Genomic DNA, 11166 nt, shown 5'->3' with positions numbered 1-11166 from the left:
CGGCTCGCCGGCCCCACCGCGATCGCAATACATACCCCAGCCCGGCGCTTTCGCTTGATATTTTCTCAAGCGAAAGCGCCGGAAATATCGTTTGTCGGGTCCGGCGCGGGCGACAACCATTACGCCAAGGCCAACCATCACAGGAGACAACCGTGTCGGACCTGCTCTGGACTACGGAACCCATCCCCCATCTGCTTGCCTCGCGCGAGCGCGCCACCGGCGAATGGATCTTTCCCGCGCTGCCGGACCACTCGCCGCTCGCCGCCGCCCACGACCCGGTCACCATCGCCGGCACCGGCGTGGTCTACAGCTTCACGATCATCCATCCGGCGCCGAAGACCGGGCTGGCGCCCTATGCGGTCGGCTATGTGGACTTCACCGGTCCGGTGCGGCTGTTCGGAAGGCTGGCCGGCAACGACCGTCCGGCCATCGGCGACCGCTATGTGCCGCGCCGCGATGACGAACTCGGCTACGTCTTCGAGGCCGTCCGGCCCTGACCCGGCCGCGACCGCCACCGCAACCGCAAACGCAAACGCAACCGAAGAAGGCAAGCAAGATGCAGGACATCTATCTCCATGGCGGCGCGATGACGCCATTCGGCCGCCATCCCGGCATACTCGCCCCCGAACTGGCGCAACAGGCCATCCTGAAGGCGCTGGCCGACGCCGACGTGCCCGCGGGCCGGATCCAGGCCGTCTATTGCGCCAACGTGCTGGGCGGCATGATCCTCGGCCAATTGATCGTGCGCGATCTCGGGCTCAAGGGCATCCCCGTCTATAACGTCGAGAACGCCTGCGCCAGCGGGGCAACCGGTGTCCATCTGGCGCGGCATGCGCTGCTGGCCGGGCAGTACGACACGGTGCTGGTCGTCGGCATCGAGCAACTGACGGCGCTCGGCGGCGGCACCATTCCGCTGCAGCGCAACGACCACAAGACCGACTTGTACGCACGGGCCGGCATGGTGCTGCCCGCCGTCTATGCGATGCGCGGCACGCGCTTTCTGCACGAGCGCGACGCCTCGCCCGCCGACCTGGCGCAGGTCGCGGTCAAGAACCGCCATCACGGCTCGCTCAATCCGTATGCCCAGCAGCGCAGCACCACGACGGTCGAAGAGGTACTCGGCTCGCGCATGATCGCCGATCCGCTGACGCTGCTGCAGTGCTGCCCCTCGCAGGTCGATGGGGCGGCTGCGCTGGTGCTCGGCACGCGGCGGCCGGCGCAGCCGCGTCCGGTCAAGCTGCTGTCGTCGGTGGTGGTGTCCGGCATGCGCGAGGGCGCCGACGACGACATCCTGGACGCGGAGATCACCGCGCGCGCCGCGCGGCTGGCGTACCAGCAGGCGGGCCTGGGCCCGGAAGACGTCGATGTCGTCGAGCTGCACGACGCCTTTACCATCGCGGAACTGCTCTACTACGAAGCGCTGGGACTGGCCCCCCGTGGCGAGGCCGTGCCGCTGTTGCGCTCCGGCGCCACCCGGCTCGGGGGCCGCGTGCCGGTCAATCCGAGCGGCGGACTGCTGGCCAAGGGCCATCCGCTGGGCGCGACCGGCGTGGCGCAGATGGTCGAGATCCTGTGGCAGCTGCAGGGCCGCGCCGGCGAACGGCAGGTGGCGGACGCCCGCGTCGGCCTGACCCAATGCACCGGCGGCGGCATTGCGGGGGTCGACCACGCCGCCTCCTCCGTGCACTTGCTGGGAGTCTGACATGGCAACCGACACGACCCCTCGCTTCGATCCCGCCCACGTCGCGGTGGTGACCGGCGCCGCGCGCGGCATCGGCCTGGGCATCGCCACGCAACTGGCCCGACAGGGGCTGACCGTGGCGTTGCTCGACCGGGACGCCGCCGCGCTCGATGGCGCGGTCGGCGCGCTGACGGCCGACGGCTTGCGGGTCTTCGGCGCCAGCGCCGACCTGACGGAGTCGGCCGCGGTCAACGACGCCTTTGCACAGGTGCAGGCCCGCGCCGGCCGCGTCGACTATCTGGTCAACAACGCCGGCGCGGTCCGCGACATGCGCTTCCTGAAGATGAGCGATGCCGACTGGGACCTGGTCATCGACACGAACCTGCGCTCGCAGTTCCTGTGCTGCCGCGCGGCGCTGCCCGGCATGGTCGAGCGGGGCCACGGACGTATCGTCAATATCTCGTCGCGCGCCTGGCTCGGCGGCTTCGGGCAGGCGAACTACTCGGCCGCCAAGGGCGGCGTGGTCAGCCTGACGCGCTCGCTGGCCATCGAATTTGCCAGCAAGGGCATCACGGTCAATGCTATCGCCCCGGGCATCGTCGACACGCCGCTGTTTCGCGGCTTCGCGCCCGACGTGCAGGCACGGCTGAAGCAATCGGTGCCGGTGCAGCGGATCGGCACCGCCGAAGACATCGCCAACGCGGTCGGCTTCTTCCTCGATCCGCGCTCGTCCTACGTGACCGGCCAGGTCCTCTATGTCTGCGGCGGACGCAGCCTGTCCTCGCCCAGCGTCTAGGGAGCGCGCGATGACCATACGATTCGATACCCACGGACCCGTGGCGGTGCTGACCATCGATCGCCCCGAAGCGCTGAACGCGCTGGACGTCCCCGCGCTGCGCCAGCTGCGCGCGCACCTGTCAGCGGTACGCGATCGCGACGACCTGCGCGTGGCGGTGCTGACCGGCGCCGGCACGCGGGCCTTCTGTGCCGGCGCGGACCTGAAGGGCACACGCGCATCGCCGGCCTCCTATCCGGAGGCGCTGTTTCGCGCGCCGGAGCCGGCGGCCGATCTCGGCCTCTACATCCGGCTGATGGACCTGACCGATCTGGGCCTGCACAAGCCGCTGGTCGCGGCGATCAACGGGCACTGCCTCGGTGCCGGGCTCGAGATCGCGCTGCAGTGCGATGTCCGTATCGCGGCGGAGTCGGCGAGCTTCGGCCTGCCGGAGGCCGCGGTCGGCTCGATTCCGGCGGTCTCCGGCCTGCATCGGCTGCTCAAGGCGGTGCCGGCCGCGCATGCCATGCAGATGGTGCTGACCGGCCAGCGCATCGATGCCGCGCAGGCAATGCGCATCGGCCTGGTGACCGAGGCACTGGCACCGGCGGCGCTGCATGACCGCGCGCTGGCCATTGCGGCCCGCATCGCGGCCAATGCGCCGCTGGCGGTGCAGGCCGTCAAGAAGCTGTCGCGGCAGACCAGCCATCTGAGCGAAGCCGATGCGCAGCAGCTGACCGAGCTCTACTGGGGCGCGCTGCGCGATACCGCGGACCGGATCGAGGGCCGCCAGGCCTTTGCCGAGAAGCGCCAACCCCACTACACCGGCCGCTGACGGGCGCGCCGGGTCCCGATTGCCAACCAATGCGATAACCCACAAACCAATAGGTCAACAAATCAACATACCGACAGGAGACGACCATGACAACGACGACCACCATCGCGCGCCTCGCGCGCACCGCGCTGGCCGGCATGCTGGCGCTCACCGCGCTCGGCGCCGCGGCGCAGGCGCCCTTCCCGACGCAGAAACCCATCACGCTGGTGGTCCCGTTCGCGCCGGGCGGCGGCAACGATATCCTGGCCCGCCTGATCGCACCGAAGATGGGCCAGGCGCTGGGCCAGACCATCGTGATCGAGAACAAGCCCGGCGCGGGCGGCAATCTGGGCGCCGACTACGTCGCTCATGCCGCTCCGGACGGCTATACGCTGGTGATCGCCTCCAGCCAGGTCACGATGAACCCGTTTCTCGGCATCAAGGTGCCGTTCAGGATCGAAACGGATTTCGAGCCGGTGGGGCGGATCGCCTCGGTGCCGATCATGCTGGTCGCCAACAACCAGCAGCCGTTCCGCACGCTGCAGGATTTCATCGAGTACAGCCGCGCCAATCCGGGCAAGCTCAGCTACAGCAGCCCGGGCAACGGTACCCCGCAGCACCTGGCCGGCGAGGTCTTTGCGAAGCTGAACAAGACCGAACTATTGCACGTTCCCTATCGCGGCACCGGCCCTTCGATCACCGACCTGATGGGCGGCCAGGTGCAGCTGTCCTTCGCGACCTTCGCCTCGGCCATCGAGTACGTGCGGGCCGGCCGGCTGCGCGCGCTGGGAATCGCGGGAACCAGGCGCACGCCATTGATGCCGGACCTGCCGACCTTCGCCGAGGCGGGCATCAAGGGCTACGACGCCGAGCTGTGGTACAGCCTGCTGGCGCCGGCGAAGACGCCCAGACCGGTGATCGACAGGATCAATGCCGCGATGCTCGCCGCGCTGAAGTCGCCGGAGGTGTCCGCGCAGATGGCAAGGCAGGGCTTCGAGCCGCAGGCCTCTTCGCCGGCGGAACTGAAGGCGCAGCTCGGCAAGGACATGGCACGCTGGCAGCGGCTGATCCAGGAAAACGGCATCAAGGTGGGGCTGTGAACGACCGCGCCATCACCCCGCCGACCCCAATGACCCCATTCGCCGCCACGGTGCCGCCGGCGGACAATCCGCTGCTCGACTACCTCGGCATCCGGCTCGCCAGCGTCGGCGACGGCCACTGCGTATTCGAGCTCGATCTGGAGCCGCGCCACCTGAACCGCCAGGGCAGCGTGCAGGGCGGCGTCATCGCGACGATGCTGGACGCCGCCTGTGGCTATGCCGGCCTGCCCGTGGGACCGGACGGCGCGCTCGGGCACGCCGCCACCGCCATGCTGTCGATCAGCTACCTCAGCAAGGCCAGCGCGGGGCGGCTGCGCGCCATGGCCTCGGTGACCCGCGCCGGCAACAGCCTGTACTTCGCCTCGGCGCAATTGACTTCCGATGCCGGCGTGCTGATCGCCACCGCGCAGGGGACGTTCAAACGCGCCCGTCCCCGTCTGGAGAACTGACATGTTGCGCGACGCACTGCACGGCCTGACCGTGATCGACTTCACGCAGATTGGCGCGGGGCCGACCTGCACCATGCTGCTGGCCGACATGGGAGCGCGTGTCATCAAGGTTGAACCGCCGGGCGGCGAACTGGGACGCGGCCTCGGTCCCGGCTGGATCGGCGACGATGCCGCGCTGTTTCATGGCTTCAACCGCAACAAGCTGGGCGTGGCGCTGGACCTGAAGACGCCGGACGGCATCGCCGTGGCGCGCAGGCTGAGCGCAGGCGCCGACATCGTGGTGGAGAGCATGCGCCCCGGCGTGATGGATCGGCTTGGACTCGGATACGCGGCATTGGCCGAGGCGCATCCGAGCCTGATCTATTGCTCGATCTCGGCCTATGGACAGCACGGACCGTACGCGCACCGGGCCGGGGTCGACGGCATCATGCAGGCCGATTCGGGGTTGATGAGCCTGATCGGCACGCCCGACGGCGAGCCGTGCAAGGTGCAGGCGCCGGTCGTCGACGTGATGACCGGCTACGTCGCCTGCATGGGCATCCTGGCCAAACTGGCCCAACGGTCCCGCGACGGACAGGGCGGCCACCTCGACGTCAGCCTGTTCAACGCGGCGCTGGCGCTGCAACAGTCGTCGCTGACCAGCTTTTGCGCCGACGGCCAGGCGCCCCAACGCGTCGGCAGCGCGGCACCGTATTCGGCGCCGAACCAGGCGTTTCGCACCGCCGACGGCTGGATCATGGTGGCCGCCTACATGCCCGAACGCTGGCGCCGGCTGTGCGAGGTGCTGGGCCTGCAAACGCTGGCCGACGATCCGCGCTTTGCCACCTCGCCACTGCGGGTGGCGAACCGCGCCGCGATGGTCGATGCATTGAACCGCGCGTTCGGCACGCGGCCGACCGACACCTGGCTGGCGCTGCTGCAGCAGGCGGACATCCTGTGCGCGCCCGTCGCGACCTACGACGACGTGATGGCGCACCCTCAGCTGGCGGCCAATGGCATGCTGCAGACCGTGCCCCACCCCACGCTGGGCGGCATCCGCATGCCGGGATTCCCGATCAACAGCGCGCGAGAGAACGCACGCCCGGCCCGGCCGGCGCCCGCATGCGGCGAGCATACCGAGGCGGTGCTGGGCCAGCTCGGCTACAGCGGCGACGACATCGCCAGGCTGCGTGCGAGCGGTGCGATCCACTGCGCCGACGTTGCCGCGCCCGCCGCCACGGCGGCGTGAGTCACGACAATCCTCGCGACGATATCGCCTCGTCCTACTGCTGCGCCGCGAACTGCGCCAGCAGCCACTGCCGGAACACCGTCATGCTTGGGCTTTCCTTGCGGTCGGCGGGCGTCAGCAGGTAGTAGGTGAAATCGCCCATGTCGACGGCCTGACGGAATGGCGCGACTAGCCGGCCGGCCTCCAGGTCGGCCGCCACCAGAAAGCGCTGCGCGATCGCAAAGCCCTGCCCTTCGATGGCCGCCGCGTAGGCCATCGCCGAACTCTGGTAGGTCATGCCGCCGCGCGCATCGACGTCCCGTTCCGCGCGCACCGAACGCAGCCAGTGCGCCCAGTCGTCGGGCCGGGCAATCGAATGCAGCAAGGTGTGGTGCCGGAGGTCGGCCGGCTTCCTGACCTTCGGCCCCGCGGCAAGCAACCCGGGACTGCAGACCGGCACCAGGATGTTCGACACCAGCCGGTAGGCGTTCGCCCCGCTCCACTTGCCGTCGCCGAGCCGGATCGCGCCGTCGATGTCCTCCTTGCGGAAGTCGACCGGATCGAGCGACGCGGTCAGCAACACCTCGATGCCGCGGTTTGCCGCATGAAAGCTCGACAGCCGCGGGATCAGCCAACGCATCGCGAAGGTGGTGTAGGCACGCACCTTCAGCTGCTTGCGTTTCGCCCGCTTGTTCAGACGAGTGGTGGCCTCGCGCAGGTCGTCCATCGCCCGCGTGACCGCGCGGTAGTAGTCCTCGCCGGCGCTGGTCAGCGAAATCTGCCGATGTCCGCGGTGCAGCAGCTGCACGCCAAGCCCCTCCTCCAGCCCGCGGATCTGGCGGCTGACGGCGCCGGGCGTCACATGCAGCTCCTCCGCGGCCGCCGTGATGCTCAGGTGCCGGCCCGCGGCCTCGAAGGCGCGCAACGCGTTCAGTGGGGGCAGTTTGTCCATGGCGGCGAGTCTGCCATACGGTTGAGCTTTGCTCAATCGAAATGCACCGGTCAAACAGACAACCGTTGGTTGCTATTGAAGCGCCATTACATCGCATTGTGTGAAGAGATCCGCGAGCCTACATTGGACTGCGTGGCCACGGCCATTTCGAACCTCACCCAACGCAGCATCCTCACAGGAGAATCATCATGTCCGCCACCATCACCACCCGCGCCAGCAACGACAGCAAGGTCTGGTTCATCACCGGCGCTTCGCGCGGCTTCGGCCTGGAGCTGACGCGCGCCGCACTGGCTCGCGGCGACCGCGTCGTCGCCACCGCGCGCCGCCCCGAAACGATCGCTGCCGCGCTGGGCGAGCACGCGAACCTGTTGAGCGTGGCGCTGGACGTCACCAACGAGGCGCAGGCCATCGCCGCCGCCGATGCCGCGGTCGCACGGTTCGGCCGCATCGACGTGCTGGTCAACAACGCGGGCTACGGCCTGCTCGGCGCGGTGGAAGAGGCGTCGGCGAAGGAAGTCGAGCAGCAGTTCGCCACCAATGTGTTCGGCGTGCTGGCCGTGACGCGCGCGGTGCTGCCGCAGATGCGCCGCCAGCGCAGCGGGCACGTGATTAATATCTCGTCGATCGGCGGCTATGCGGCCTATCCTGGCTGGGGTGTGTATGGTGCGACCAAGTTCGCGGTCGAGGGGCTGACCGAGGCGCTCGATGCGGAACTGGCACCGCTGGGCGTGCGGGCTACCGTGGTCGAGCCCGGCTTCTTCCGTACGGACTTCCTCGACGACAGCTCGCTGGTGCGCGTGCGCTCGGAGATCGCCGCCTATGCCGAGACTGTCGGCGCGATGCGTGGCCACATGGCATCGGCCAATCACCAGCAGCCGGGCGACCCCGTCAAGCTGGCCGCCGCGCTGCTGGCGCTGGCCGACAGCGACTCACCGCCGGTGCGGCTGCCCCTCGGCTCGGACACGGTGGCCCGCATTACGGAGAAGAACCGCAAGGTCGAAGCGGAACTGTCGGCATGGCGGGCGCTGGCGGTGTCGACCGACCATGACGATGTGCGGGTGTGATGGGGCGGCGTGGGCAATGCCACTGGGGTGATGGCACTACCCCTTTCCCTCTCCCCCGGCCCCTCTCCCGCAAGCGGGAGAGGGGAGAAAACCGCCGGCATGCGAAGCGGTCCGGGAAGCAGCGATGGCAACCGTGCTGGCGACACACTGCTCCCTCTCCCGCCTGCGGGAGAGGGCTGGGGAGAGGGCAAGGCGTCCCCCAACCCCCTACCCTTGATCGTCAGGCAACAATCATTTGACGGCACAGGGCTGTTTCTTCCCGTCAATCGGCACCACAATGCGCCGAATCCCCAATCACGCATTCCTGGAGCCCACCATGACGCAAACGATTCCCGCCTTCGGCCTCGGCACGTTCCGCCTGACCGGCCAGACCGTGATCGACTCGGTCAAGAACGCCTTGTCGCTCGGCTATCGGCTGATCGATACCGCGCAGATCTACGGCAACGAGGCCGAGGTCGGCCAGGCCATCGCGCAGAGCGGTGTTGCCCGCAAGGACCTGTTCGTCACGACCAAGATCTGGACCGACAACCTGGCCGGCGACAGGCTGATCCCGAGCCTGAAGGACAGCCTGACCAGGCTGCGCACCGAGCAGGTCGACCTGACGCTGATCCACTGGCCGTCGCCGAACGGCGCGGTACCGCTGCCCGAATACATGGCCGCGCTGGCCGAGGCCAAGGCGCAGGGCCTGACGCGGCTGATCGGGGTGTCGAACTTCACGGTGTCGCTGCTCGACCAGGCCATCGCCGCGGTCGGCGCGCGCGAGATCGCGACCAACCAGGTCGAGATCCATCCCTATCTGCAGAACCGCAAGCTGGTCGAGCACGCTCGCGGCCAGGGTATCCACCTGACCTCGTACATGACGCTGGCCTACGGCAAGGTGCTGCAGGACCCGGTCATCCAGGCCATCGCGCAGGCGCACGGCGCCACGCCGGCCCAGGTCGCGCTGGCCTGGGCACTGCAGCAGGGCTTTGCGGTGATCCCATCGTCGACCAAGCGCGAGAACCTCGCCAGCAACCTGCGGGCGCAGCAGCTGCGCCTGACCGACGACGAGATGGCCAAGATCGCCACGCTCGATCGCGGCGACCGGCTGGCCAATCCGGAAGGCATCGCGCCCGCCTGGGATTGACCTACCCTCCTCGTGGCCCCGTCGTCCCCGCGAAAGCGGGGACCCAGCGGCTTTGAGCCTATGTCGTGCCTAGAGTCACTGGGTCCCCCGTGCGCGGGGACGACGGGGGTCCCTTTTTGCAGGATCACCGGCCTGGCTGCAGGGCCTGATCGCTTCCCTGCGCGTCGCCCTGCGGCAGCGCGTGCGGATCGCTGCGCGGCACGCCGTTGAACAGCAGGTTCAGCAGTACCGATAGCACGCAGGCCAGCAGGATACTGCTGTGCATCAGCGGCTGCAGCCACTTCGGCAGATGGTGGAACAGCGTCGGCGCAAAGGTCGGCAGCAGCGAGATCGCCAGCGTCGCCGCGACGATATAGACGTTGTGCCGCTGCGATTCGAAATCGACCCGCCCCAGTGTGCGCACCCCAGCGGCGGTCACCACGCCGAACATGAACAGCGCCGCGCCGCCCAGCGCCGGCAGCGGCACCGAGGCCACCACGGTCGCCATCCTGGGGAACAGCCCCAGCACGCACAGGATCACGCCGGCGGCCACCACCACCCAGCGGCTCTTGACGCCGGTCACCACCAGCAGCCCGATGTTCTGGCTGTAGATCGTGTACGGAAAACCGTTCAACGCGCCGCCGATCACGCTGGCCAGCCCATTGGCGCGCAGGCCGTCGGTCATCTCGCGCGGCGTCAGTGTCTTGCCGACGACGTCGCCGGTCGCCAGGAACAGGCCCATCGATTCGATCATGATGATCACCATCACGACCACGATGGTCGCGACCGCGAGCGGATCGAACACGGGCCAGCCGAAGTAGAACGGCCGGATCACGTCCACCATCGGCGCCTCGGCGACGCCGGCGAAGTCGACCATGCCGAAGGGAATCGCCACCAGCATGCCGGCCGCCAGCGCCAGCAGCACCGAGACATTGGTCCAGAATCCCTTGAGCCAGCGGTTGATCACCAGGATCAGCGCGAAGACGAAGCCGGCCAGCGCCAGGTTGTGTGGCGCGCCGAAGTCCGGCGCGCCCTTGCCGCCGCCGATCCAGTTCACGCCGACCGGGAACAGCGACAGCCCCACCACCATCACGATGGAGCCGCCGACGATCGGCGGGAAGAAACGCACCAGCCTGCCGAATACCGGCGAAATCAGCATCGTCAGCAAGCCGCCCGCCATCACCGCACCGATCACCGCGGGCAGGCCCAGGCCCGGATTGGTGGCGATCACCAGGATCGGCGGGATCGCGCTGAAGGCGACGCCCTGCATCACCGGCATCCGCACGCCGATGCGCCAGAAGCCGGCCGATTGCAGGATCGTCGCAATACCGCAAGTAAAGAGGTCGGCGTTGATCAGCACGGCCACCGCTTCCTTCGGCAGCTTCAGCGCGGTGGCGATGATCATCGGCACTGCAATCGCGCCGACATACATCACCAGCACATGCTGAAACCCGAGCATCAGCAGCGGCCCGGTGGCGGGCACCGCATCGACGGGCGCGCGCGCCGGCGACGCGGTGCCGCGCACCGCGTCGTGTTGGACTTTCATGGGGGTATCTCCTTGCGGATCTCGCCTCAGGCGAAGCGGAACGGCGTCGCGCGCAGGCGCTTGCCGGTCGCCGCGAAAATCGCGTTGCCGATCGCCGGTACCACCGGCGGATTGGACAGTTCGCCGACGCCGCTGGGCGCCCGGCCCGACGGCGGCACCAGCTCGATGTCCAGCCGCGGCGCATCGGTGATCCGCACCACCGGATAGTCGTGGTAGTTGCTGATGCGCACGGTGCCGTGGTCGATCGGCACCTCGTTCATCATCGCCGTCGACACGCCCCAGTAGAGCCCGCCCGCCAGCTGCTGCCGCACCGAGCTTGGATCGACTGCCAGGCCGCAATCGACCACGCAGCTGAGCCGGTGCACGGTGATCGCGCGCTCCCTGACCTCGACCTCCGCGACCACCGCGATATAGCTCTTGTAGCCCTGATAGGTCGCGATGCCGAGTCCGCGTCCGGGCGCCGATGCCCGGGG

At 68.7% G+C, this 11166-nt stretch carries 12 protein-coding genes; 9 read left to right on the top strand and 3 right to left on the bottom strand.

What is annotated here, in order from left to right; genetic code table 11:
• Positions 1–152 precede the first annotated feature (152 nt).
• The 7 genes from B551_RS05495 to B551_RS05465 all read left to right on the top strand — a co-directional run bounded on the left by B551_RS05495 (position 153) and on the right by B551_RS05465 (position 6047).
• A complete protein-coding gene (locus tag B551_RS05495) occupies positions 153–497 on the top strand; it encodes a Zn-ribbon domain-containing OB-fold protein (RefSeq protein ID WP_006579142.1) in 345 nt (114 codons plus the stop codon).
• Positions 498–556: 59 nt separating this feature from the next.
• Positions 557–1702: a thiolase family protein gene (locus B551_RS05490; RefSeq protein WP_006579143.1), complete on the top strand. Its 1146-nt coding sequence runs from the start codon at positions 557–559 to the stop codon at positions 1700–1702.
• A gap of 1 nt (position 1703) precedes the next feature.
• The gene (locus B551_RS05485) at positions 1704–2477 is read left to right on the top strand and encodes an SDR family NAD(P)-dependent oxidoreductase (RefSeq protein ID WP_023263636.1); all 774 of its coding nucleotides are present in this window, start codon (positions 1704–1706) and stop codon (positions 2475–2477) included.
• A gap of 10 nt (positions 2478–2487) precedes the next feature.
• Positions 2488–3291, top strand: a complete 804-nt coding sequence (locus B551_RS05480) for an enoyl-CoA hydratase/isomerase family protein (RefSeq protein ID WP_006578596.1) — start codon at positions 2488–2490, stop codon at positions 3289–3291.
• Between the two features lie 86 nt (positions 3292–3377).
• Positions 3378–4370: a tripartite tricarboxylate transporter substrate binding protein gene (locus tag B551_RS05475; RefSeq protein WP_006578597.1), complete on the top strand. Its 993-nt coding sequence runs from the start codon at positions 3378–3380 to the stop codon at positions 4368–4370.
• Between the two features lie 29 nt (positions 4371–4399).
• Positions 4400–4819 carry a PaaI family thioesterase gene (locus B551_RS05470; protein ID WP_023263634.1) on the top strand — a complete coding sequence of 140 codons (420 nt, stop codon included), beginning with the start codon at positions 4400–4402 and terminating at the stop codon, positions 4817–4819.
• Between the two features lies 1 nt (position 4820).
• Positions 4821–6047: a CaiB/BaiF CoA-transferase family protein gene (locus B551_RS05465; protein WP_006578599.1), complete on the top strand. Its 1227-nt coding sequence runs from the start codon at positions 4821–4823 to the stop codon at positions 6045–6047.
• Between the two features lie 34 nt (positions 6048–6081).
• Here B551_RS05465 and gcvA read toward each other — a convergent pair whose 3' ends face one another.
• Positions 6082–6978 carry a transcriptional regulator GcvA gene (gcvA, locus tag B551_RS05460; RefSeq protein ID WP_006578600.1) on the bottom strand — a complete coding sequence of 299 codons (897 nt, stop codon included), beginning with the start codon at positions 6976–6978 and terminating at the stop codon, positions 6082–6084.
• 188 nt (positions 6979–7166) lie between these two features.
• On the opposite strand from gcvA, the gene B551_RS05455 reads away from it, so the two are divergent.
• Both B551_RS05455 and dkgB read left to right on the top strand, forming a co-directional pair.
• Positions 7167–8042: an oxidoreductase gene (locus tag B551_RS05455; RefSeq protein WP_006578601.1), complete on the top strand. Its 876-nt coding sequence runs from the start codon at positions 7167–7169 to the stop codon at positions 8040–8042.
• A 316-nt stretch (positions 8043–8358) separates the two neighbouring features.
• Positions 8359–9168: a 2,5-didehydrogluconate reductase DkgB gene (gene dkgB, locus B551_RS05450; RefSeq protein WP_006578602.1), complete on the top strand. Its 810-nt coding sequence runs from the start codon at positions 8359–8361 to the stop codon at positions 9166–9168.
• 124 nt (positions 9169–9292) lie between these two features.
• Here dkgB and B551_RS05445 read toward each other — a convergent pair whose 3' ends face one another.
• Positions 9293–10693 carry a nucleobase:cation symporter-2 family protein gene (locus B551_RS05445; protein WP_006578603.1) on the bottom strand — a complete coding sequence of 467 codons (1401 nt, stop codon included), beginning with the start codon at positions 10691–10693 and terminating at the stop codon, positions 9293–9295.
• Positions 10694–10719: 26 nt separating this feature from the next.
• On the bottom strand, positions 10720–11166 hold a 447-nt coding region (locus B551_RS05440; RefSeq protein ID WP_043437556.1), incomplete at its 5' end, for a molybdopterin cofactor-binding domain-containing protein.

Origin of the sequence: Cupriavidus sp. HPC(L) (assembly GCF_000307735.3) — a bacterium.
Classification (GTDB): Bacteria; Pseudomonadota; Gammaproteobacteria; order Burkholderiales; family Burkholderiaceae; genus Cupriavidus.
Note: the sequence above shows the minus strand (reverse complement) of the source record. Positions and strands in the feature narration are given on the sequence as shown.

Bases quoted from the DNA above. Each gene is read 5' to 3' on its own strand.
- gcvA (WP_006578600.1), bottom strand. From the start codon at position 6,978: ATGGACAAACTGCCCCCACTGAACGCGTTGCGCGCCTTCGAGGCCGCG.
- B551_RS05465 (WP_006578599.1), top strand. From the start codon at position 4,821: ATGTTGCGCGACGCACTGCACGGCCTGACCGTGATCGACTTCACGCAG.
- B551_RS05445 (WP_006578603.1), bottom strand. From the start codon at position 10,693: ATGAAAGTCCAACACGACGCGGTGCGCGGCACCGCGTCGCCGGCGCGC.
- dkgB (WP_006578602.1), top strand. From the start codon at position 8,359: ATGACGCAAACGATTCCCGCCTTCGGCCTCGGCACGTTCCGCCTGACC.
- B551_RS05470 (WP_023263634.1), top strand. From the start codon at position 4,400: ATGACCCCATTCGCCGCCACGGTGCCGCCGGCGGACAATCCGCTGCTC.
- B551_RS05475 (WP_006578597.1), top strand. From the start codon at position 3,378: ATGACAACGACGACCACCATCGCGCGCCTCGCGCGCACCGCGCTGGCC.
- B551_RS05480 (WP_006578596.1), top strand. From the start codon at position 2,488: ATGACCATACGATTCGATACCCACGGACCCGTGGCGGTGCTGACCATC.
- B551_RS05485 (WP_023263636.1), top strand. From the start codon at position 1,704: ATGGCAACCGACACGACCCCTCGCTTCGATCCCGCCCACGTCGCGGTG.
- B551_RS05455 (WP_006578601.1), top strand. From the start codon at position 7,167: ATGTCCGCCACCATCACCACCCGCGCCAGCAACGACAGCAAGGTCTGG.
- B551_RS05490 (WP_006579143.1), top strand. From the start codon at position 557: ATGCAGGACATCTATCTCCATGGCGGCGCGATGACGCCATTCGGCCGC.